This window comes from Streptomyces sp. NPDC001156, from assembly GCF_053598275.1.
Window position 1 is genome coordinate 41,896 of record NZ_JBSFJX010000008.1, and the last position, 22,716, is coordinate 64,611.

The 22,716-nt window shown below is 70.5% G+C and carries 21 protein-coding genes and 1 pseudogene; 11 read left to right on the top strand and 11 right to left on the bottom strand.

Annotated features, from left to right (window positions below; genetic code table 11):
- Positions 1-19: 19 nt before the first annotated feature.
- Positions 20-262 (top strand): annotated as a pseudogene (locus ACWDA7_RS06725) (SDR family NAD(P)-dependent oxidoreductase); the annotation flags it as partial.
- 56 nt (positions 263-318) lie between these two features.
- On the opposite strand, the gene ACWDA7_RS06730 reads toward ACWDA7_RS06725, so the two are convergent.
- The 7 genes from ACWDA7_RS06730 to ACWDA7_RS06760 form a co-directional block, all read right to left on the bottom strand.
- Positions 319-507 (bottom strand): hypothetical protein, encoded by a 189-nt coding sequence (locus ACWDA7_RS06730; protein ID WP_450603097.1) that lies wholly within the window; start codon positions 505-507, stop codon positions 319-321.
- A gap of 287 nt (positions 508-794) precedes the next feature.
- The gene (locus tag ACWDA7_RS06735) at positions 795-1,589 is read right to left on the bottom strand and encodes a COG4705 family protein (protein ID WP_450603098.1); all 795 of its coding nucleotides are present in this window, start codon (positions 1,587-1,589) and stop codon (positions 795-797) included.
- Between the two features lie 601 nt (positions 1,590-2,190).
- Positions 2,191-2,814, bottom strand: coding sequence for a cytochrome b/b6 domain-containing protein (locus tag ACWDA7_RS06740; protein WP_450603099.1), 624 nt, complete (start codon positions 2,812-2,814; stop codon positions 2,191-2,193).
- A complete protein-coding gene (locus ACWDA7_RS06745) occupies positions 2,798-3,565 on the bottom strand; it encodes a molybdopterin-dependent oxidoreductase (RefSeq protein WP_450603100.1) in 768 nt (255 codons plus the stop codon). Before ACWDA7_RS06745 ends, ACWDA7_RS06740 begins: the two co-directional genes overlap by 17 nt.
- 106 nt (positions 3,566-3,671) lie before the next feature.
- Positions 3,672-5,219: an APC family permease gene (locus ACWDA7_RS06750; protein WP_450603101.1), complete on the bottom strand. Its 1,548-nt coding sequence runs from the start codon at positions 5,217-5,219 to the stop codon at positions 3,672-3,674.
- 103 nt (positions 5,220-5,322) lie between these two features.
- On the bottom strand, positions 5,323-6,282 hold the full coding sequence (locus tag ACWDA7_RS06755; protein ID WP_450603102.1) for a hypothetical protein: 960 nt from the start codon (positions 6,280-6,282) through the stop codon (positions 5,323-5,325).
- 250 nt (positions 6,283-6,532) lie between these two features.
- Positions 6,533-8,188, bottom strand: a complete 1,656-nt coding sequence (locus ACWDA7_RS06760; protein WP_450603103.1) for an FAD-binding dehydrogenase — start codon at positions 8,186-8,188, stop codon at positions 6,533-6,535.
- A 241-nt stretch (positions 8,189-8,429) separates the two neighbouring features.
- On the opposite strand from ACWDA7_RS06760, the gene ACWDA7_RS06765 reads away from it, so the two are divergent.
- From ACWDA7_RS06765 to ACWDA7_RS06795, 7 genes are all read left to right on the top strand, one after another.
- Positions 8,430-9,323 carry a DMT family transporter gene (locus ACWDA7_RS06765; protein ID WP_359391736.1) on the top strand — a complete coding sequence of 298 codons (894 nt, stop codon included), beginning with the start codon at positions 8,430-8,432 and terminating at the stop codon, positions 9,321-9,323.
- A 72-nt stretch (positions 9,324-9,395) separates the two neighbouring features.
- Positions 9,396-9,914 (top strand): NUDIX hydrolase, encoded by a 519-nt coding sequence (locus ACWDA7_RS06770; protein ID WP_450603104.1) that lies wholly within the window; start codon positions 9,396-9,398, stop codon positions 9,912-9,914.
- A gap of 70 nt (positions 9,915-9,984) precedes the next feature.
- Positions 9,985-10,377, top strand: a complete 393-nt coding sequence (locus tag ACWDA7_RS06775; RefSeq protein ID WP_359391734.1) for a YidH family protein — start codon at positions 9,985-9,987, stop codon at positions 10,375-10,377.
- A complete protein-coding gene (locus ACWDA7_RS06780; RefSeq protein WP_450603106.1) occupies positions 10,374-10,697 on the top strand; it encodes a DUF202 domain-containing protein in 324 nt (107 codons plus the stop codon). The genes ACWDA7_RS06775 and ACWDA7_RS06780 overlap by 4 nt, the downstream gene beginning before the upstream one ends.
- Positions 10,698-10,803: 106 nt before the next feature.
- Positions 10,804-11,103 carry a hypothetical protein gene (locus ACWDA7_RS06785; protein WP_359391732.1) on the top strand — a complete coding sequence of 100 codons (300 nt, stop codon included), beginning with the start codon at positions 10,804-10,806 and terminating at the stop codon, positions 11,101-11,103.
- A 269-nt stretch (positions 11,104-11,372) separates the two neighbouring features.
- Positions 11,373-12,395, top strand: a complete 1,023-nt coding sequence (locus ACWDA7_RS06790; RefSeq protein WP_450603108.1) for a phosphotransferase family protein — start codon at positions 11,373-11,375, stop codon at positions 12,393-12,395.
- A 6-nt stretch (positions 12,396-12,401) separates the two neighbouring features.
- Positions 12,402-13,616, top strand: coding sequence for an acyl-CoA dehydrogenase family protein (locus tag ACWDA7_RS06795; protein WP_450603109.1), 1,215 nt, complete (start codon positions 12,402-12,404; stop codon positions 13,614-13,616).
- Positions 13,617-13,674: 58 nt separating this feature from the next.
- Here the strand turns inward: ACWDA7_RS06795 and ACWDA7_RS06800 are convergent, their stop codons facing one another.
- The 3 genes from ACWDA7_RS06800 to ACWDA7_RS06810 are packed head-to-tail and all read right to left on the bottom strand — an operon-like array spanning position 13,675 to position 16,714.
- Complete coding sequence (locus ACWDA7_RS06800) at positions 13,675-14,268, bottom strand: TetR/AcrR family transcriptional regulator (RefSeq protein WP_359391729.1); 594 nt, start codon at positions 14,266-14,268, stop codon at positions 13,675-13,677.
- A gap of 26 nt (positions 14,269-14,294) precedes the next feature.
- Positions 14,295-15,953, bottom strand: a complete 1,659-nt coding sequence (locus ACWDA7_RS06805) for a class I adenylate-forming enzyme family protein (protein ID WP_450603110.1) — start codon at positions 15,951-15,953, stop codon at positions 14,295-14,297.
- The gene (locus ACWDA7_RS06810; protein ID WP_450603111.1) at positions 15,950-16,714 is read right to left on the bottom strand and encodes an SDR family oxidoreductase; all 765 of its coding nucleotides are present in this window, start codon (positions 16,712-16,714) and stop codon (positions 15,950-15,952) included. Before ACWDA7_RS06810 ends, ACWDA7_RS06805 begins: the two co-directional genes overlap by 4 nt.
- 244 nt (positions 16,715-16,958) lie before the next feature.
- Between ACWDA7_RS06810 and ACWDA7_RS06815 the strand changes: the two genes are divergently transcribed.
- Both ACWDA7_RS06815 and ACWDA7_RS06820 read left to right on the top strand, forming a co-directional pair.
- Complete coding sequence (locus ACWDA7_RS06815; RefSeq protein ID WP_450603113.1) at positions 16,959-18,194, top strand: exo-beta-N-acetylmuramidase NamZ family protein; 1,236 nt, start codon at positions 16,959-16,961, stop codon at positions 18,192-18,194.
- An 81-nt stretch (positions 18,195-18,275) separates the two neighbouring features.
- Positions 18,276-19,640 carry a serine-threonine protein kinase gene (locus tag ACWDA7_RS06820; protein ID WP_450603115.1) on the top strand — a complete coding sequence of 455 codons (1,365 nt, stop codon included), beginning with the start codon at positions 18,276-18,278 and terminating at the stop codon, positions 19,638-19,640.
- Between the two features lie 23 nt (positions 19,641-19,663).
- Here ACWDA7_RS06820 and ACWDA7_RS06825 read toward each other — a convergent pair whose 3' ends face one another.
- Positions 19,664-22,444: a penicillin acylase family protein gene (locus ACWDA7_RS06825; protein ID WP_450603116.1), complete on the bottom strand. Its 2,781-nt coding sequence runs from the start codon at positions 22,442-22,444 to the stop codon at positions 19,664-19,666.
- Here ACWDA7_RS06825 and ACWDA7_RS06830 point away from each other — a divergent pair.
- A complete protein-coding gene (locus ACWDA7_RS06830; protein WP_450603117.1) occupies positions 22,443-22,703 on the top strand; it encodes a hypothetical protein in 261 nt (86 codons plus the stop codon). The genes ACWDA7_RS06825 and ACWDA7_RS06830 overlap by 2 nt on opposite strands.
- Positions 22,704-22,716 lie beyond the last annotated feature (13 nt).

The following is a 22,716-nucleotide window of genomic DNA, read 5'->3' on the forward strand; positions in this document are numbered from 1 at the left end:
TACGGCGACGACGGCTCACCTGCTCTTCGACATCAGCGGCCGCACGGCCCTGGTCACCGGCTCCAGCCGGGGCATCGGACCGGCACTCGCCCGCGGTCTGCCGGAGGCCGGCTGCACGGTGGTCCTCAACGGAGGCGACGCCGACCGCCTCACATCGGCGGCGGCGGAGCTCTCCGGGGACGTGCACACCGCCGCGTTCGATGTGACCGACGGCCCCTCGGTCGCCGCCGGGGTCGCGGACGTCGAGGAGCGGGTGGGCCCGCCGCCCGCGTGGTGCGGCGGTGGTGCGCACCCTCGTCATCACCGCTTTGGCGGCACCTACCGCTTCTGCGCCCTGTAGCGCTTCATCAATGCAGTGATCCGTGCGTGGTCCGCCCGACCGTTCAGTTCGGCCACCAGATCGTCAGGGCACAACTCGTAGAGATCCCCCCACCATCGACGTCCTCGGTTGTCCCAGATCCGGTAACCACCCGGCACGCCCCGAGCAACGTAGCGTCTCCTGCTCACAGCCCCCCTGTTCCCGACGCCCTTCGTGCCGTGTTCCGGCGAGTCGTCCCGACGCGTGACGGTACGCGGGCTGCGCCCAACCGGCGAGGCCGTATGCGGTTGCCGGCCCGCACGCTTACCGAGTCTGTTGGTGAGGGGAGGGGTGCGCCCACGGTCGTTCATCTGCGCTCATGGGTGGGTGCATGAGTGCCGGGGCGGTCTCTGCCGATGAACCTGCCTGTACGGCAGCGGACGCAGCTGAGTGCCGTTGAGGGTCGTACTGGCTGCGGTGAGTGCTTTGAGAGCCGCTATTCGACACTGACGGTTGCTGAGGTTGCCGTACCTCGCTGCTGTACAGCCGTGGTTGTCCTAGTGAGTTGCTGGTAGCCCACGAGCACTACGAGCACAGCGAGCAGAGCTCCTGACGTAATAGTCGTTCCTACTCCCATTCCCCCCTGTGCGACAGGCTTTTCGACGGCGTTCTCCGCGACAGCTCCAAGGGGGCGGGTCAGCACATAGGCCGACCAGAACAGCACTGTGCCGGAGATCGGGGTGCAGTAATGCGCGGCGAGGATCAGCAACATCGTCCCAGACAGCAGGAGAGCGCTGTCACGGAAGCCGATGCCCAGACCATCCGAGAGAAAGTCACCGCTGGAAGTGCCCAGCGTGTTGGACACCAAGGTCGCGGTCCAATACAGGACCTCGCCCTTGGTTGTGGCGATCCGTTCCACGTCCATGGTTTGCCCGGTCGCTCGCCACCCGATCAGCACGACCACCAGCAGGGTGGTCAGCACGGCTGCGCCGCCGGCGTAGCCCAGCCCGGCAGTGCGGTTCATGAAGTCCGACATGGCGGTGCCCACGATGCTGGTCGTCAGGATCACCGACCAGAACACCGCTGGCTGGAACCGGTCGCTCTTCAACTGCATTGCCAGGGTGAGCGCGAAGGCCACCAGGAAGATGAGTGCGCTGGTGGCGTAGCCGAGATTCAGAGGCGTCATCGACACAAAGTTCGATACCGACTCCCCCAGCGTGGTTGCCACGATCTTGATCGTCCAGAAGAGCACGCCGACCATCGGCAACTTGCTTACAGGGACCTTGCTCACCGAGGCTCCTATCCACAGCCGGCTTCACGTGCTGATCATGCGGATCCCACGGCGACCGGAGACAGATACATCGGGGTGTGCCGGGCGGCGGACGGCCTGGCACACCCCCACGCAGAAAGAGGCGTGAGCCAAGGCTCGCTCGCTGCACGCACCTCGGCCAGGCGGTCGGGGCCAAAGGGAGCATCCCTGGTTCCACTACAGCCGATCACCGCCACGATGCCCCGGAGTGGGCACGCACCCTCTGGACGCCGGAGTACGGCGGCCCCGGCGAGCCGGGGGCGGCCACGTCGACCAGCGGTTTTGTTCACCGCTGATCCAATGGACAGCCCGCCAACTGGACGGCCCTGACCTGGAAGCCGACGCGCTTCAGTGAGGCGCCTGCATGTCGATCGATGCGAGTTGAGATCCGGTTCGAGGGGTGTGCCGACGCAAGTCTGCCTGGGTGTCTTCCGCTCGGACACTGGTGAGCTCGATGAACACGCAGACGTGCCGCCCAAGAACCAAGTCGGCAGGTCCATACCCCTGACGCGGATGGCGCACGGCCCGACGTCGAGGCCCGGTCGGCGGGCACGGTCAGGACGGCCCGCGCGTCTCTTGGCGGCTACGGCCGCCACAGCGGATGTTCCTCTTCCGCCCACTGGCGGCTGACCCGTCCCGTCCGCAGGCCCCGGCGCGCCTCCGAGTCGCCGAGGGCCATGCCGATGTGGCCGGCCAGGACCACGCCGATGGTCAGGGCGAGCCAGTCGTGGACGAAGGTCGCCGAGGTGCGCCACACCAGCGGGGCGAGGTGGGTGAACCACATCAGCAGTCCCGTGCCGAGCATCACCAAAGTGGCGCCCGCGATCCATGCGGCGTACGTCTTCTGCCCGGCGTTGAACTTGCCTGCGGGCCGGAAGGCTCGGCGGTGGTCACGGCGCAGAGCCGAGCGCAGCCAGACCCGGTCGTGCGGCCCCCAGCGGTTGAGGTGGCCGAGGTCCGCGCGGAAGGCCCGGGAGGCGAGGCCCGCCAGCACTGGGACCGGGAGCAGAAGTCCCGCCCACTCGTGGATCCTCACCACCAGTTCACGGCGGCCCACCAGCTCCGCGAACGTCGGGATGTACAGGCAGGCGGCCGTCGCCACGCACAGGCCCATCAGCACGGCCGTGCCGCGGTGCACCCACTTCTCACCCCGGCTGAAGCGACGCACGTGCGTGGACCGGGTCGGGGCCTCAACTGGTGGGTGCATCGTCCCGCCCGTTCGACTTGCCGACCCATGCGTCCACGTCGTACCCGCGCTCCTCCCAGTACCCAGGGCGTACGCCTTGGGTGACGGTGATGCCGGAGAGCCACTTCGCCGACTTGTAGAAGTACATGGGCGCGACATAGAGGCGGACCGGGCCGCCGTGGTCGTAGCTCACCGGCTTGTCCTGCATCTTCAGGGCGACGAGCACGTCGCTGCGGCGCGCCTGGTCGAGGGTGAGGCTCTCGGTGTAGGCCCCGTCGAAACACGTGAAGCGGACCGCGCCGGCCGAGGAGCGCACCCCCGCGGCGTCCAGCAGCGTGGCGAGCCGTACCCCCTCGAACGGCGTCTTCGGCACCCGCCACCCGGTGACGCACTGGACGTCGTGCACGAGCCGGGTCTGCGGCAGCGCGCGCAGGTCGGCCAGCGAGTACGACTTCGGGTGGTCCACCGCGCCGTTCACGGTGAGGCGGTAGTCCTTCTCGCCCAGGTGCGGAACGGACGCCGTCACCGAGTAGTAGCGGAAGCCGCCGCCGTTGGGCAGCAGGCCGGTCAGGCCCGTCGGGTCCTTGCCGGAGACACTGCCCAGGAAGCCCTCGAGGCCGCGCTGGAGCGTGGGAGCGGCGACGACGCCGAGAGCGCCGAGTCCGAGGGTGCCCAGCAGGACCCGGCGGCCGATCGGGGTGCCGGTGGCCTCCGGCGTCTCGCGGTCGGCGGGCTGCGGTGCGTCCCGCTCCTCGGGTCGTTCAGGGTTCACACCACGATTCGAGCACCCGACACCCCTTCGAGGCCAGGGGTGCCGCATGCTCGTCAGAATTCCGTAACCACTTCTCACCGGGTTCTCAGGAAGTGGATCACGGGGTTCACGACGCCGATTCGGCCACCTTCTCCAGTTGGAACGCCTCGTTGCCGAGGCCGATGCGGGCATGCGCCTGGGGATTGCGGGAGCGCATCAGCAGCCCCTGGACCAGGCCGAGCAGCAGGGCCACACCGATGATCGCCGGGAGCAGCCAGGCGAGCGCGGAGTCCGGGCCGGTGCCGACGAGGACGTCGAAGTCCTTGACCGTGTAGCCGACGATCACCAGCAGCGCGAGACCGGCCACCGCGGAGGTGACGAGCCGCCAGGCCTGCGCACGGGCGGAGCCGCGGCGGGCGAAGAAGACGATCACCGAGGCGGAGGCCCCCACCATCAGCAGGGTGACACCGAGCGCGCCGACGCTGCCGAACCAGGTGAACAGGTGCAGTACGGGCGCGGTCGGGTCGCCGGTCGGCTTGTCGTCGGCCACGGCGAAGACGATCACGATCACCGCGGACACCGCGCTCTGCAGCAGCGAGCCCGTGCCGGGGGCGCCGTTGGTACCCGTCGTACGGCCGAAGGCGGCGGGCAGCAGTCCCTCGCGGCCCATGGCGAAGGCGTAGCGGGCGACGACGTTGTGGAAGCTGAGCAGCGCGGCGAACATGCCGGTCACGAACAGCACCTGCATCACGTTGCTGAAGGGGTGGCCGAGGATGGACTCGGTCAGCCAGAACAGCAGACCCGCGCTCTGCTTCTGCGCGGCCGGGACGATGGCGGAGGGCCCCGCGGCGATCGTCAGCGTCCAGGAGCTGATGGCGAAGAAGACGGAGACGAAACCGATCGCCAGGAACATCACGCGCGGCACCAGGACGTGCGGGCGGCTGGTCTCCTCGGCGTAGACGGGCGCCTGTTCGAAGCCGGTGAAGGCGGCGATGCAGAAGCACAGCGCGGTGCCGACGCCCGCCCCGGTGAGCGTGTCCGGGTTGAAGGCGTGCAGCGACAGGCCTTCCTTGGCGGGGTTGCCCACCGCCGCGACATCGAAGATGACGACGAGCGCGACCTCGATCAGCAGCAGCACGCCGAGCAGGCGCGCGTTGACGTCGATCTTCAGCCAGCCGAGCGCCCCGACGATGGCCACGGCCACCAGCGCCGGTATCCACCAGGCGACCTGGAGGTCCAGGTGGGTGGCGCACAGGGTGGAGACCTCGAAGCCGAAGATGCCGTAGATCCCGAACTGCAGCGCGCTGTACGCGACGAGGGCGACCACGGCCGCGCCCGCTCCCGCCGTGCCGCCGAGGCCGCGGGAGATGTACGCGTAGAACGCGCCCGCGTTGTGGACGTGACGGCTCATCTCCGCGTACCCGACGGAGAACAGGGCCAGTACGCACCCGAGGATGACGAAGAGCAACGGCTGGCCGACGATGCCCATCACCGCGAATGCAGTGGGCATGACACCCGCGACCACCATGAGCGGGGCGGTCGCGGCGAGCACGGACAGCAGCAGTCCGGCCGTGCCCAGGCGGTTGGCGCGGAGCGCGCGCTCCTGTCCTTTGAAGGTGCTGATGGCGCCGCCGTCGGCGGCGGGTCTGCTCGTGCTCGAACTGCCGGTCGTCATCGCGCGGTTGTCCTTTCGGGACGGGTGAACGGGGACTGTGCGGACGGGACTTTCTGGACGAGGACTTTCTGGACGAGGTCTTCCGGATCTTTGCGGCGAGCCGTCACGTCGTACCTAGGGCCCTTTCGCGCGCGGCGTGGAAGGCCTCGTACGGGTCGCGGTCCGGGTACGACCACGGCGCCGGGGTCACATGCGGTCCGATGCGCAGGAACAGGGCGGCGGCCTCGGCGTCCCGGCCCCCGCAGTGCTTGGCGTGGGCCAGGAAGTTGAGGTCGACATGACGGCGCGGATGATCGTCGCGCTCCCATTCCAGCCACCAGTCGAACGCGGCCTTCATCACCTGGCGGGCCCGTCGGCCGACCCAGTGCCCGGAGGTGACAGGGTCGGGGGACTCGGTTCCGGCGGTGGCCAGCACGCGGTAGCGCTCGGCGTGCGCGACGACGGGGAGGATGGCGAGCGGTGAGTCGGCGGGCGCCTGCTCGGCGGCCCAGTTGGCGAAGTCGTAGACCTCGTGCAGCGGGTCCTGGCCGGCGTCGGCGCGGCGCTCGGCGAGCCTGGCGATCACCAGGTGGTGCGCATGGTGATGGTCCGGGTAGCGGGCGCGGACCTCGTCGAACAGCCGGACCACGTCCTCCTCGGTGCCGAGCGAACGCTCCAGGATCAGCAGGCCCAGCCAGGGCGTCGGGTCCTCGGGGGCCTGCGCGGCTGCCGCCCGGCAGGCCTCGCGGGCCGCCTCCGGGCGTTCCTTGCCCTGCAGAGCGCGGTGGACGATGGCATGGGCGACGAGGACGGAGGCGCAGGGGGAGTCCGGTTCGGCGAGCAGCCAGTCCTGCGCCCAGACGAGGGCGGCGGTCTCCTGCGCGAGAACGGTGACACGGTGCCCTCGGCGATCCCAGTCGTCGGCGTCGGACGCGAGCAGGGACCGGACGGCGGTCCATCGCCCCCGGGCGAGTGAGGCCCGTGCGGCGACGAGTTCGGCGTCGTCCAGCGCGGCGTCGAAGCCCTGGGCAGCACGTTTGCGGCCGCGGCCGAAGGACGGCGGGGGTGGGGGTGGGGGTGGCACCGCGGGGCTTCCTTACAGAACGCGGCTCGTCAAGTTTTGGTCACGCACAGCAAACCCCGCACCAACGGTTTGAGTCAAGGGCGGACGAGCACCACGACACGTGTCAACTGCCTTTGGTTCCATGCTGGTTGGGCCTGGGGCAGTCTTGCACGGCCGGCCCTCCTCGGCCGCCCCGAACCGGCCGACGGGCGGCGCCGCGCGTGCCGCCGCCCTTGGGACCTCCCCGGACGGGACCTGCCCGCGCGCCCGGCTATCCGACCGCCTTCGCCGCCGCCCGTCCCGCGGCACGGCCCGAGAACAGGCAGCCCCCGAGGAAGGTGCCCTCCAGGGAGCGGTAGCCGTGCACACCGCCGCCGCCGAAGCCCGCCGCCTCCCCGGCCGCGTACACCCCCGCGAGCGGGTCGCCGCCCTCGGTCAGCACCCGCGAGGACAGGTCGGTCTCCAGACCGCCGAGCGACTTGCGGGTCAGGATGTTCAGGCGCACCGCGATCAGCGGGCCCGCCTTGGGGTCGAGGACGCGGTGCGGGGCGGCGGTCCGGATCAGCCGGTCCCCGAGGTAGCGACGGGCACCGCGTATCGCCGTCACCTGGAGGTCCTTGGTGAAGGGGTTCGGGATCTCCCGGTCGCGCGCGACGATCTCGCGGCGCAGGTCGGCCTCGTCGATCAGCGGCTCCTTGGTGAGCGCGTTCATGCCGCGCACCAGCGCGCCCAAGTCCTTCTCGACGACGAAGTCGACGCCGTGGTCCATGAACGCCTTGACCGGTCCCGGCACGTCCGCGCGGGCCCGCCCGATCACGTCCCTGACCGACTTGCCGGTGAGGTCCGGGTTCTGCTCGGAGCCGGAGAGCGCGAACTCCTTGCCGATGATCTTCTGGTCGAGCACGAACCACGTGTAGTCGTACCCGGTCCTCATGATGTGCTCGAGCGTGCCGAGGGTGTCGAAGCCGGGGAAGAGTGGCACGGGCAGCCGCCGGCCACGGGCGTCCAGCCACAGGGAGGAGGGGCCCGGCAGGATGCGGATGCCGTGGTTGTCCCAGATGGGGTCCCAGTTGTGCAGGCCCTCGGTGTAGTGCCACATGCGGTCGCCGTTGATCAGCCGGGCGCCCGCGCCCTCGGCGATGCCCAGCATCCTGCCGTCGACGTGCGCCGGCACACCGGAGACCATCCGCTCGGGTGGGGTGCCGAGACGTTCCGGCCAGTTGGCCCGCACCAGTTCGTGGTTGCCGCCGATACCGCCGCTGGTGACGATCACCGCCTGTGCCCTGAACTCGAAGGCGCCGGCGACCACACGGCTGCTGGCCTTGCCCCGCTGCACGTCCGACGGCTCCAGGACCTCACCGGTGACGGTGTCGACGTCGCCCGCGCTGCGCGAGAGACCCGTGACGCGATGACGGAACTTCAGCTGGACGAGACCACGCGCCACCCCGGCCTGCACCCGCCGCACGAACGGGGCGATCACTCCCGGGCCGGTGCCCCAGGTGATGTGGAAGCGGGGCACCGAGTTGCCGTGCCCGGTGGCGTCGTAGCCGCCGCGCTCGGCCCAGCCGACGACCGGGAAGAAGCGCATGCCCTGCCGGTGCAGCCAGGCGCGCTTCTCGCCGGCCGCGAAGTCGACGTAGGCCTCGGCCCACTGGCGCGGCCAGTGGTCCTCGGGGCGGTCGAAGGCGGCCGTGCCCATCCAGTCCTGGAGGGCGAGGCCGTGACTGTCCTTGATGCGCAGCCGGCGCTGCTCCGGAGAGTCGACGAAGAAGAGACCGCCGAAGGACCAGAACGCCTGGCCGCCCATCGACTGCTCCGGCTCCTGGTCGAGGAGGATCACCTTCCGGCCGGCCTCGACCAGTTCCGCGGTCGCCGTGAGCCCGGCGAGGCCTGCCCCGATCACGATGACATCAGCGTCGTAGGCCATGCGCCCGTCCTCTCACGGTGACTACCGGTCGGCCCGCCTTGTTACCGACCGGTCAGATCCTTGGGCAGAAGAGTGACCGAGTCAACCGCCTGTCAGCGGGTACCCGATACCGTCGGGAGACTTCCGTTCGGCGGGGCGAGGCCCTGCCGGGAAGCGCTCAAGGGCGGGCGGGCCACAGCGGCTGGCGCTACAGTCGGCGTGATACGCATCCCGTGACTCCGCTGAATCATCGAGGTACAGCGTGTCAGTACTGGTTCTGGCTCTCGCCGTGAGCGCGGCCTTCTGTCTGGGCACCGGGTTCGTGCTGCAGCAGAACGCCGCCCAGCAGGCGCCGCTGAGCGACTTCCTCTCCCCGCGGCTGCTGCTGGACCTGGTCAAGATGCCGCGCTGGCTCGGCGGCCTCGGCCTGATGGTCGCCGGCATGATCCTCAGTGCGATCGCGCTGGCCCACGGGGAGATCTCCCTGGTCGAGCCGCTGGTCGCCACGAACCTGCTGTTCGCGCTGGCCGAGTCCCGCCGGCAGACCAAACAGCCCCTGGGCCGCCAGGGGTGGGGCGGCCTCCTCCTGCTCGCCGGCGGCGTCAGCGCGTTCATCGTGGCGGGTCAGCCCAAAGGGGGCAACGCGGTCACCGATCCCGTTCGGCACTGGCTGATCATCGGCGTGGTGGTCGGCCTGGCGCTGCTGCTGACGACGTATGCCAAGAAGTCCCGGCTGATCATCGGTCCGGTACTGCTGGGGCTCGCCGCAGGGCTGCTGTACGGGGTGCAGGACGCGCTCACCCGGGTCAGCGGGCAGCGGCTGACGGCGGGCGGCTGGACGGAGTTCATCACGGGCTGGCAGCCGTACGGCGTGCTGGTCCTCGGGGTGACGGGGCTGATCCTGGTGCAGAGCGCCTTCGAGACGGCACCGCTGCGGATGTCCCTGCCCGCGCTGACCGCGGCCCAGCCGTTGGCCGGGATCCTCTGCGGGGTCGGGTTCCTCGGCGACCAGCTGCGCACCGACACCGGCGCGCTGGCATGGCAGGCCGCCGGGCTGGCGGCGATCGTCTTCGGCATCGTGCTCCTCGGGCTTCACCCGGCCATGCCACGGGGGCTGGGCGAGCCGGAGCGGGAGAGGGATCTGCAGCCGCGGTGACGGACCGCGGGACGCTGCCGCGCCTCCGGCGCCACCGATGGCCCAAGGGGCCCGCACTGCTTGGATGGTTCCATGAGTGCCGCTGACGAACTCCTCGACATCGTGGACGAGAACGACAGGGTCATCGGGCAGTCGCCTCGCGGTGAGGCGTACGCGCGGGGGCTGCGCCACCGGTGCGTCTTCATCCAGGCGCGGGACGCCGAGGGCCGGGTCTTCGTCCACCGCCGCACCCCCGCCAAGCTGGTCTTCCCCTCCCTGTACGACATGTTCGTCGGCGGCGTGGTCGGTGCGGGCGAGACGTACGACGACGCCGCCCTGCGCGAGGCCGAGGAGGAACTCGGTGTCAGCGGGCTCCCCCGGCCCGAGCCGCTGTTCAAGTTCCTGTACGACGACGGCGCCGGGCAGAGCTGGTGGTCGTCCGTCTACCGGGTCCGCTGCGACCTGCCCGTCAGCCCCCAGGCCGAGGAGGTCGCCTGGCACGACTTCCTGCCGGAGGAGGAGGTGGAACGCCGGCTGTCCGACTGGGCCTGGGTCCCGGACGGACTCGCCGCCTACGAACGGCTCAAGGCCCACCTCCGCTCCACCGGCTGACCGCCTGTCTCCACCCTCTCCAGGAGCCCGGCCCCGGTCTCTGCCCCCGGGGCCCGGTAGGGTCCTGCACGTGATCGAATTCGTACGGAACGTCCGGCTGTGGTTCGCGCCCCAGGACATCCGGGAGGAAGGCCGTACGCCCGACTATCGCTTCTCGCTGGCCAACGAGCGGACCTTTCTGGCCTGGCTGCGTACCGCGCTGGCGCTGATCGGCGGCGGCTTCGCCGTGGACCAGTTCCTGCCGGACCTGCGCTGGGCCTGGCGCGTCGGGCTCGCCCTCGGGCTGCTCGCCGCCGGGGTCCTGTGCTCGCTGCGCGCCATCAACCACTGGGTACGCTGCGAACGCGCGATGCGGCGGGGCGACGACCTGCCCGCTTCCCGGTTCCCGGCCCTGCTGAGCATCGTCGTCGCCGTGGTGGCCATCGCCATGGTCGTGGTCGTGATCACCGGCTGGGAAGGATGAGCGCCCCGGCCTCCGGGCGCGACCCGGGGCTGCAACCGGAGCGCACCCGGCTCGCCTGGCGGCGTACGACCCTGTCGGGCACCGTCGCCGCGGTGCTCGCCGCGAAGTCGGCGCTGCACAGCGGCACGGCGGCCGGCTTGGGTGTCGCCTCCGTGTGCTGTCTGCTCTGGCTCGCCTTCCTGGCCCTCGCCCATGGGCGTATCCGGGCCCTCGCCATGGCGGAACCCGGCCGGCCGCCTCGCCTCACCCCCCGCTACGCCGCCGCCGCGGCCCTGTGCACGATCGCCCTTGCCGTGTGCGCCGTGGCGCTGGTGTTCTGAACACGGTCGGGGCATCCGGACGGCGCGCATCCCGGATGACGGCGAAAGAGGCGTTTTGTCTGGTTAGCCTGAACCGTCACTGCACGCACCTTCGAAGGTGAGCGCCATGAGCACCGTCCACCGGGAACACACCGCGCACGACCACAGCCACGGCCCGGCCTGCGGCCACGACGCGGTACCCCACGGGGACCACGTCGACTACGCGCACGACGGCCATCTGCACCGCGAGCACGAAGACCACTGGGACGAGTGCGAGGCCGGCGGCCATGTCAGCCATGAGGGAGGCCACGAGCACCGGCACGGCGAGGGGTGCGGCCACCGCCAGGTCCAGCACGGCGACCACATCGACTATCTGCACGACGGCCATCGCCACGCCGCGCACGAAGACCACTGGGACGACCACTGACGCACGCGGCATCGGCCGCGGGCGGGCCGGGCGACGACCGCTGACGGACGCGGCGCCGACCACACCCGAAACTCCTGACGCCGGACGCGCACCGCGCGCGGCGGCCGGCCCCGTATGAGCGCTCGGCGGTGCCATGCCGCCGTGACAGCCCCTGCCGTCGGCGCCACCATGACACCGTGGCGCCGATCACGTTCGCTCCGCGCTCTGGACTGCATACCGACCGGTCGGCATCATGATGCAGGTCCTGTCACCGCGCTGGAGGAGCAACGATGAGCCCAGACCACCCGCCAGGTCTCGATCTCGACCGGCTGCGCGGCCTGCTCGACACCGAGCGGCCCGGCCTGGTCACCGGACCCCTGACCGGACGGCTGATCGAGGGCGGGCGGTCGAACCTCACCTACGCGGTCTCGGACGGGACATCGGACTGGGTCGTACGGCGCCCCCCGCTCGGGCATGTGCTCGCCACCGCACATGACATGAAGCGCGAGCACCGGGTGATCAGCGCGCTGTATCCGACATCCGTCCCGGTCCCGCGCCCGGTACTGCTGTGCGAGGACGACTCCGTCCTCGGGGCCCCCTTCTACGTGATGGACTTCGTCCAGGGCACGCCGTACCGCACCGCCGAACAGCTGGCCCCGCTCGGCCCGCAGCGTACGCGTGACGCGGTCCTCGGCCTGGTGGACACCCTGGTCGAGCTGCACGCGGTGGACCCGGCCGCGGTGGGCCTCGACGACTTCGGCCGCCCCGAGGGATTCCTGGACCGCCAGCTGCGCCGCTGGGGCAAGCAACTGGACGCCTCGCGCAACCGCGATCTGCCCGGCATAGACGAGCTGCACGCCGCACTGGGCCGGGCACTGCCCGTCTCGCCCGCTCCGACCGTGATCCACGGCGACTACCGCCTGGACAACGTGCTGCTGGGCGACGACGACCGCATAACCGCCGTCCTCGACTGGGAGATGTCCACCCTCGGCGACCCGCTCACTGACGTGGGCCTGCTGGTGATGTACAGCGTGCCCCTCGGCACGCCCGACTCCCCCGTCTCCACCACCGCCCAGGCACCCGGGCACCCGGATCCGGCGGAGCTGATCGAGCGGTACGCCGCCCGCTCGGGCCGTGACCTCGCCGCCGTCTCCTGGTACACGGCGTTCGCCTGGTTCAAGCTCGCGGTGATCCTCGAGGGCATCCACTACCGCTACACGCTCGGCCAGACGGTCGGACCGGGCTTCGACCGCATCGGCGGGCTGGTGCCCGTCTTCATCGAGCACGGCCTGACCACTCTTCAGGAGGGCTGATCCGCCATGGACTTCGCATTCGACGCGCGCACCGAGGAGCTGCGCGCCAAGCTGCTCGCCTTCATGGACGAGTTCGTCTACCCGGCGGAAGCCGTCGCGGACGAGCAGCGCAAGCGGCTCGCCTCGCCCTGGGACACCCCCGCGATCGTCGAGGACCTGAAGGCCGAGGCCCGCAGGCAGGGCCTGTGGAACCTCTTCCTGCCGGACTCCGAGTACGGCGCCGGGCTCACCAACCTTCAATACGCGCCGCTCGCCGAGATCACCGGCCGCTCCCCGCAGCTGGCGCCCACCGCGCTGAACTGCGCGGCACCGGACACGGGCAACATGGAGGTGCTGGCGCAGTTCGGTGACGACCAGCAGAAGAAGCAGTGGCTGGAGCCACTGCTCGCCGGGGAGATCCGCTCGGCGTTCGCGATGACCGAGCCCGAGGTGGCCTCCTCGGACGCGACGAACATCACCACGCGCATCGAACGCGACGGCGGTGACTACGTCATCACGGGCCGCAAGTGGTACATCTCCGGGGCGATGAACCCGGACTGCAAGATCTTCATCGTGATGGGCAAGACGGACCCGGACGGGTCCGACATCCGCCGTCAGCAGTCCATGGTGCTGGTCCCGCGCGACACGCCCGGCGTTCACGTCAAGCGCGCGATGCAGGTCTACGGCTACGAGGACCACTACCACGGCGGCCACGCCGAGGTGGTCTTCGACCACGCGCGCGTACCGGTGGCGAACCTGATCGGCGAGGAGGGCGGCGGCTTCGCCATCGCCCAGGCCCGGCTCGGTCCCGGCCGTATCCACCACTGCATGAGGCTGATCGGCATGGCGGAGCGGGCGATCGAGCTGATGTGCAGGCGGGCGGTGGAACGGACGGCGTTCGGCAAGGCGCTGGCCCAGCAGGGCGTCGTGCACAACTGGATCGCCGATGCGCGCGTTGCGGTCGAACAGCTGCGGCTGCTGGTCCTCAAGACCGCGTGGATGATGGACACGGTCGGCAACAAGGGCGCCCACACCGAGATCCAGGCGATCAAGATCGCCACCCCGCGCACGGTCGTCGACATCATCGACAAGGCGGTCCAGCTGCACGGCGCGGGCGGCGTGAGCCAGGACTTCCCGCTGGCCGAGCTGTGGGCGGCCGCGCGGACCCTGCGGCTCGCGGACGGCCCGGACGAGGTGCACCAGCGGTCGCTGGCGCGACGTGAGCTGAAGAAGTACGTGTGACACAGGGCTGAGGGGCGGACGCGTGTGCGTCCGCCCCTCACCCCTGCGCACGGGTCGGTTACGGGCGCAGCGCCCGCAGCAGCAGGTCCGCCAGGTGGTCGGCGACCTGCTGGGGGCTGAGCGGGCCGTTGGGCCGGTACCACGTCGACAGGTGGTGCACCGAGCCGAAGTGGTAGTCCACGACCAGGTCGGCGGGCGTGGCGGTGGAGAACACGCCCTCCTTCTGGCCCTCCTCGATCAGGGCGCGGAACCGCTCGTGGTAGCGGCGCCGCTCGGCGCGGACCTGCTTGTTCTTCTCCGGGCTCAGATGGTGCATGGACCGGAAGAAGATCATCGCGTCGTCGAGGTTCTCGATCGTGGTGACGACGACGTCCGCTGCCGCGGCCCGCAGCCGCTTCTCCACCGGCTCGTCGGCGTCAGCGAAGGCGTCCAGACGCTCCTGCTGGACCCGCAGCACGCGCGCGTACACCTCGTGCAGCAGATCGTCCTTGGACCCGAAGTAGTGGTACAGCGCCCCCTTCGTGACGCCGGCCGCCTCGACGATCTCCTGCACGGACGTGCGGTCGTAGCCCTGGTCCGCGAAGAGCCGGGTGGCGGCGGCCAGCAGCCGCTGCGGGACGGGTGCGCCGTCCCCGTCCGTCGTTCTGGGCACTGCCGCCACCTGCCTTTCCGTCATGTCTACTGGGTCGCCTGCGGACGGGAACGCAGTTCCCGACGGAGGATCTTCCCACTCGCCGTCTTCGGCAGGTCGGGGAGGATCTCCACCTGACGCGGGTATTTGTAAGCGGCCAGTCTCTCCTTGCAGTAGGCCGTCAGCGCGTCCGGGTCCGCCACGGCGCCCGGACGCAGGCTGATGTACGCCTTCACGGTCTCCCCGCGGTATCCGTCCGGCACGCCGACGACGGCCGCCTCACGGACCGCGGGATGCGTGTACAGGACGTCCTCGACCTCGCGCGGCCACACCTTGAAGCCGGACGCGTTGATCATGTCCTTCTTCCGGTCGACGACGTACAGCCAGCCCTGCTCGTCCATGAAGCCGATGTCGCCGGTGCGCAGCTCGCCGTCCGGGAAGGTCTCGGCGGTGGCCTCGGGACGCCGCCAGTAGCCGGGCACCACCTGCGGGCCCCGTACGACGATCTCACCCTGCCGGCCGAACGGCACCTCCTCGCCCTGGTCGTCGACGATGCGCACCACCGTGTCGGGGCCGGGCACGCCGACGGCCAGCGTCCCGGACTCCGGGTCCACCGGTGCCTCACGACCGGGCGGCACGGCGGCGCAGGGGGCGGTGCACTCGGTGAGTCCGTAGCCGTTGCGGACGTACGGCCCGAAGCCGGCCCGGAACTTCTCCACCAGGGCGGGCGGCAGCGGGGCCCCGCCGGAGGAGATGACCCGGAAGGAGGAGAAGTGGCCGGGGGTGACGGACGGGTGGGCCGCCAGGGCCATGAAGGCGGTCGAGGGGCCCACGGTGTAGTGGGGCCGGTGCTCGGCGAACGCGTCCAGGACGACGCCCGGCTCGAAGCGGTAGGCGAGGACCAGCGTGCCCCGGCTGTTGAGGCACGCCACCAGTTCGCACACCATCCCGGTGATGTGGAACAGGGGTGCCAGCGCGAAGTAGACGGGCTGCTCGGGCAGGCCGAGACCCGTTCGCTGCCGCTCGGCGTTGTACATGATGTTGCCGTGCGTGTTGGTGGCGCCCTTGGGGGTGCCGCTGGTGCCGGAGGTGTAGCTGATCAGCGCGATGTCGGACGGGGCGGGGGCGCGGCCCTCGGGCGCCTTGTGGCCCTGCCGGGCGACGGCGAGCAGGTCGTCGGCGTCGGCGGCCCGCTCGAGCCGCTCGAAGGTCAGCACCCGTGCGTCGCCGCGGGTCTGGAGGTCCAGCTCGCAGGCCGTGAGCACGATCCGCACGGGCGATCCGGTGGCCGTCTCGCGCAGATACGACTCCCAGGCGCGGTCGGAGCACACCAGGGCGGTCACCTCCGCGTCCTTCAGGACATGGGTGACCTCGCCCGACTTGTACATCGGGTTGACCGGCACGACGGTCGCGCCCGCCTTCCAGGCGCCGAGCAGGGCGAGTACGAAGTGCGGGGAGTTCTGGAGCAGGATCGCGACGCGGTCGCCGCGCTCCAGACCGCGGCCGGCCAGGTACCCGGCGACGGAGTCGGTCAGCGCGTCCAGTTCCGCGTAGCTCATCCGGCCGTCGAAGTAGGCGAGGGCGGTGCGGTCGGCCGGCGCCCCGCGCAGGGCGTGCACCAGGGAGTCGGCGGGGCTGACCGGGGAGCGCTGCGCGTCGTCGAGAAGCGCGAGCCAGGGCTTGGCGGCATACCGGGAAGCGCTCACTGGGCGGCCTCCCACTTCTGCTGGAGGTGGTTCATGCTGGTCAGCCAGCGGTCCGGCTCGGTGGCGCGCGCTTGGTAGTAGGCGGCGACCTCGGGGTGCGGCAGGATCAGGAACCGGTCCTCCTCGATGCCCTCGATGAGCGCGTCGGCGACGTCCTCGGGGGCGATCGCGGTCGGTACGAGCACCAGTTCGCCGGCGCTGCCGGAGGCGGTCAGCATGTCGGTGCGCACGCCCTGGGGACAGATCGCGTGGACCTTGAGACCGCGGTGCCGGTACGTCAGCGACAGCCACTCGGCGAAGGCGTAGGCCCCGTGCTTGGTGACGCTGTACGGGGCGGCGCCGATCATGGTGAGCAGTCCGGCGGCCGAGACGGTGGAGACGAAGCGGCCCGCGCCGCGCTCCAGCCAGTCGGGCAGGAGGGCGCGGGCGGCACGCACATGCGCCATGACGTTGACGTCCCAGGCCTGGGCCCACACCTCCTCGTCGGCGGCCTCGGTGCCGCCGGAACCGAGGCCCGCGTTGGCGCAGTAGACGTCGACCGTGCCGCCGAGGGCTTCCCGCGCCTCGGCCACGATCACGGAGGCGTCGCCCGGGACCGCGATGCCGCCGATCTCGTCGGCCACGGCCTTCGCCCGGCCGGCGTCCAGGTCGTTGACGACGACCCGGGCCCCCTCGGTGGCGAAGCGGCGGGCCAGCGCCGCACCGATGCCGCCTCCCGCTCCGGTGACGACGACTCCCGCATCCCGCACGGCTTCCACCATCGGCCTCCTTCGGCACGACGCGAATCGGCTCTGTCGCAGTCGGCTCTGCCTGCAGCCGGCTCTGCTGCGGACGTCAGACTAACCAGTCGGTATGTGACGAGGGAAGAGGCGACCCACGGCGCACGGAACGAGGAAGCCACACGTGCCGGGTCGTGCGCCGGGAACGTATGGTTCCTTCCACAGCGCCGGGGGCCGCACTAGCGTGCGTGGCCATGACAGTTCCGTCGATCACGGAGGTCACCCCATGAGGCTGTCCAGACGAGGGCTGCTGGCTGCGGCCACGGCGGCCGTGTCGCTCCCAGCACCCGTGGCCTCCGCCGCCGCGGGCGGCCGGCGGCTGCGCACCGGCTTCGAACGGCTCGCGGCCGACGGCTACGCGCCACTGGCCGGGCAACGCGTCGGCATCGTGACCAATCCGACGGGGGTCACCAGGGACGTACGGCACATCGTCGACGTGATGCACGCCGACCCCCGGGTGAACCTGGTCGCCGTCTTCGGCCCCGAGCACGGCTTCCGGGGCACCGCTCAGGCGGGCGGCTCGGAGGGCCGCTACGACGACCCGGCGACCGGCCTGCCCGTCTACGACACGTACCTCAAGAGCGGTCAGCCGCTGGCGGACGTCTTCACGGCGTCCGGCGTCGACACGGTCGTCTTCGACATCCAGGACGTCGGGGCCCGCTTCTACACCTACATATGGACGATGTACGACTGCATGGAGGCGGCACAGCTCGCGGGCAAGCGGTTCGTGGTCCTGGACCGGCCGAACCCCGTGACCGGGCGGTCCGCCCAAGGACCTGTGCTGCACCAGGAGTTCGCGTCCTTCGTGGGACGGCAGCCGATCTCCCAGGCGCACGGGATGACGGTGGCCGAGCTGGCGCGGCTGTTCAACGGGGAGTTCCTCGCCAAGCCGGTCGCGCTGGAGACCGTCCTGATGACCGGCTGGAAGCGGTCCGACTTCTTCGACGCCTCCGGCCTGCCCTGGGTACTGCCGAGCCCGAACATGCCGACCCCCGACACCGCGCTCGTCTACTCGGGGACCTGTCTCTTCGAGGGCACGAACCTGTCGGAGGGGCGCGGCACCACCCGCCCCTTCGAACTCCTCGGCGCCGAAGGGATCGACGGGCGGTGGGCGGCCGAAGCGGAGCGACTGGGCCTGCCCGGCGTGCACTTCCGCGAGGCGTACTTCGCGCCCACCTTCTCGAAGTTCCAGGGCAAGACCGTGGGCGGTGTGCAGATCCATGTGCACGACCGGGCCGCGTACGACCCCGTCCGCACCGGGATCGCGCTGCTCGTCACCGCGAAGAAGGTCTGGAGCGGATTCGCCTGGCGGTCCGACGACTGGATCGACAAGCTCACGGGATCCACGCGGGTCCGCACGATGATCGACGCGGGAGCGACGGCCGACCAGGTCGTGGCCGCCTGGCAGGACGAGCTGGCTGCTTTTCGGCGTGTCCGCAGGGAATATCTCCTGTACGGATGAGTCGTGACGTATGGCCAACCCTCCCCGGCGGCAGGACGATGCGCCCACAGCGCACTGGGCCTCGGGACAAGGGAGTCCGTCATGGCGGTACCGGCAATGAGCGTGAGTCCCTACTGGGAGCTGACCTTCGACGCGGACGGCGACGTGGACGGGCCGGAGAGGGACCGGCTGCTCGCGGAGGTGAGCCGGCAAGGGGTGCGGGACCTGCTGGTCTTCGCGCACGGCTGGAACAACGAGCGCTCCGGCGCGAGACGGCTCTACGGCCGGTTCTTCGCGCCCGTGCCGTCCCTGGCACCGGGGGCGCGCCTCGGGTACGTGGGTGTGATCTGGCCGTCGATGATGTTCACGGACGAACCGATCCCGGACTTCCCGCCGACGGCGGTGGCCGCTGCCCCCACTCCCCCGCGTCCGCAGCTGGACAAGGGCAGCCGCCATGCCCTCCTGGAGATGTTCCCCGGCCGCGCCACCGTGGTGGAGCAGATCGCCCGGCTGCTGGAACAGCACCCGGACGACGACGCCTCACTGGAGGAGTTCGGGCGTCTGGTACGACTGTTGGTGGAGGTGCGAGCCGGAGGGCCGCAGGCCGGGTGCGCCGCGGACACACTGTCGGAGCAGGTGGCCGGGGGCGATCCGCTGATGCTGCTGGGCGACACGGCACGGGTGTGCCATGAGTTCGCGCGGGCGCTGGAGCGGGTGGAGTCGGGCGACGGAGAGGCTTCGGGGGCCGCGGGGTTCGCCTTCACGCCGAAGGGTGTGTGGGACGGGGCGCACGAATTGCTGCGTCAGGCGACGTACTACGCGATGAAACGACGCGCGGGCACGGTCGGGGAGCACGGCCTCGGACCGCTGATCGGGCAACTGGCCCGGACGGCGCCGAACGTGCGCGTCCATCTCGTCGGGCACAGCTTCGGCGGGCGGCTGGTGTCGTTCGCGCTGCGCGGGCTGCCCGACGGCGTGTGGTCGGTGAAGTCGGTGACGCTGCTCCAAGGCGCCTTCTCGCACTACTGTTTCGCCGCCCGGCTCCCCGAGGACCCGCATGCGAGCGGCGCGCTGAACGGGCGGCACAACCGCATCGACGGTCCGCTGGTGTGCTGCTACTCCCGCTTCGACTCGGCGCTCGGCACGCTGTATCCGATGGCGTCGCGGATGGCGGGCGACGACCGGTCGGCGGCCGGCGAGTTCCCCGGCCCGGCGGAGGGCTTCGACATCGGCCGCCTCCTCGGGCCCCAGTGGGGGGCGATGGGCCACGACGGGGTGCAAGCGGTCGACGGGACGCGGAACTTCACGCTCGCCGACGCGCTGACGAGAAGCCTGCCGACGTCGGGCTGCGTGAACGTCGACGCGTCCTCGGTGGTCTGCCGCGGCGGCCCGCCGTCGGGCGCGCACAGCGACATCGTCCACCGGGAACTGGCCCAGGTGGTCCTGGCGGCGGGCCGGGTGAGCTGACCCGGCCCGCCGCCCGGGACGGCCTACCGGTGCGACGTGTACTCCACCACCTGCTGGAACGTCGGCCGGTTCTGCCAGCTGATCCTGCCGTGCTTGATACCGCCGAGGGCGCGCTGAGCGATCGAGTCGGCGCACCACTGGTCGCCCGCCGAGCACTGGTCGTCGCCCGGGTACACCTGGGACGCGGTCATGCCGGCGGCCTGCTTGAGGGTGCTGATCAGGGCGTCACGGCAGGCGCTGAGGCTGCCGCCGCCGCAGTACTTCTGCGTCAGTGGGCCCTGCACCGGCCGGCCCAGCACCGCCCGGATGTCCTTGTCGACATAACTCCACCAACCGTACTGGAAGGAGCTCCCGGCATGCGATCCGGTCGGGCCGTGCGCCGCCGAGGGGGACTCGTCGACCGGCAGGTTGGCGGTGATGGCCGCGTACAGGTCGTTCCCGAGCCCCGGCTCGAACTCGGCCTTCACCAGCAACGGCCACCAGGCGTCCAGGATGCGGATGGCATCGGCGTCGGCGTACGTCTTCGAGCCCGCCGAGGTCTCCGTGCGCCGTGCGCCCGCCGACACCCACGCGGACAGCTTGCTCACCGCCGCCGCGGCCGCCGGGTCCGTGACGGTCGAGCTGTTGACGACCGCCAGCAGCTTCGGCAGCACGTCCTCGGCCCGCAGATCGGCGAGCGCCGCGTCCGCCATCGCCTTCGTCAGCGAGGCGCGGGTCACCCCGCCGGCCGCCACCAGCTTCTTCACCCGGTCCTCCAGCAGATTGCCGCGGTGGACCGGGCCCTCGCCCCAGGGAGCGGCCGTGTAGTCCTTGGCCTGCTTGTTGTTCCAGGAGATGTAGTAGTCCTGGTCGATGGAGTTGGGGTGCTGGGACGGCGGTGTGTAGTCCGCCGTGTTCGTCGCCGGGTCCCAGTTCCGCCACTCGTAGGCGGTCTGGGCCCACACCGGGAACTCGGCGTCGACACCGCTCGCGCGCACCGGGTTGTCGCCGCTGTTGAAGTACGCGGTGTGCTGGGAGTCGGCGTAGAACCAGTTGAACGTGTAGTTGATGTGCTGCACGGCACTCTGGAAGTCCTGCGGGCCCTTGACGTAGCCGGGGTCGTTCAGCATCTGGAACCCGATGATCGAGTCGGCCTCGTGCTGGAAGGACGAGCGCAGGGTGGTGTAGGCGACCTTCTTTCCGCCGACGGTGGCGCGGTACTCGACCGGACCGTACTTCGTCCGCCAGACCCGCATCGTGTAGGACCCGACCGCGGTTCCGTCGGCGACGGTCGGGGACCAGGCGTTCTTCTGCTCGATCTTGTCCATGGCGGTGCAGGTGCCGTGGTACAGGTAGTGGTAGTCGTCCTGGCACAGCTCGACCGCGTAGGTGTCGATGATGTCCTGGCCGGAGGTCGTGGCACTCCACGAGTAGTCCTGCCCGCGGCCCAGTTCGACGTACATGCCCAGGCCCGCGAACGAGGCACCGCGGGCGCTGATGCCCGGGCCCTGGATCTCCTGGAGCATGAGCAGTTGGGGCGCGAAGTAGCCGGTCTGCGGTCCGAAGACGGCGACCGGGTGACCGCTCGCCGTGTACTTGCCGCTCACCACGAGGGCGTTGGACATGCCCCGCTTTGCGGAGGTCAGAGCGGTGGTGGCGGCGGTCTTGGAGGCACGGGCGGCGCTCGCGCCTGCCGCGCTGCCGGTGCGGTCGTAGACGAGCGGCTCCTGGGTGACCGAACCGGCGTCGGGCAGTGCCGCGCCCTGCGGGCTGTCGGGCTTCGAGGCGTACGGGAAGCTCTCGCCGTTGTGGACGGTGAGGACGGCCTCGGGGTCATTGCGTTCGCGGAAGGACTCCCAGACCGCGGTGCCCTGCTCCACGCCGTACTTGGACTGGGCGGCGAGCAGCGAGATGGCGTTGTTGACCTCGCCGCCGCCGCCGGAGCCGAACAGCGCGCCGATGACCGAGGCCAGCGCGACCATGTCGGTGACCTTGAAGTGCTCGATGGTGCCGGCGTTGGTGATGGCGTCCTTGTGGCCGGTCAGGACGTACTCGCCGGGGAAATAACGGCCGCTGTCGGAGGCGTCGATGTAGGCGTTGACTCCGGCAAGGTAGGCGTTGACGTCGTCGAGGGCCTGCTTGCCGCGGTCGCCGGCGCCGGCCACCGCGCGGTCGATCTGGGCCTGGAGATCGGCCTCGGTGTACGGTGCATTGCGCCAGAACTCCTGCTCAAGGCCCTGGTTGGCGGCCGCGCCGCCGGCGAAGGAGGTCAGCTGGCCGCGTCCGACGTGGCGGAAGACGTCCATCAGCCACAACCGGTCCTCGGCCGCCGCGTATCCCGCGCCGAACTCGGTGCCGTAGCGAGTGGTGCCGGTGATGTGCGGCACACCGGACTTCTTGTCGCGGACGATCGTCACGTCACCGCGGCCCGCGGGCTTCTCGGAGGAGGCGACCTGATCGGACGGGACGCCGAACGACGCGTCGTTGAAAAAGTTGTTGATCTTCGCGTCCGTGAGCGTGGAGTAGCCGGTGGCCAGGTTGGCGTACGGGCCGAGTTGGTCCTCGGCGTGGCTCGGCTGGGTGCCGAAGGCCTGGTTGAGGAGGATCTGGGCGAGGGTGGCATTGCCGTTCTCGCCCGGTGGAAGGATGTCCGAACACTGACCGCCGCAGTAGTCGTTGGAGGCGGCCGCTTCGGCCGTACCCGCGGCGACCGGCGACAACAGACCGGCGATGAGCACGCATATCGACGCGGTCTTGAGGAACTTGGGGAACCTGCGAGGAGTTCTCAGTCTGTCGAGGGTGGTGCGTGGGGTGCGCCGTGGCATGGCAGCTCCTCCCGACGTTGGTGGGCGGGACGTTACCGCCGGTATCGCCGGGAGTGAATATGAACATGCGTCAACTTTTCGGAATGACAAGGGTCAAGTGGAGCTCTCGACGGCGACCGACGGCATGAGGGACAACCGAGAACCGTGGCTGATGGAGGTCATCGGAAAACGGATGGAGCCGAATCGCTTGTCGATACGTCTATTCGGCGGCGTCCGTGCGGACGTCGCCGAAGTGACCGAAGTACAGCTGCAGGTGTGACGGAGGTGCAGGG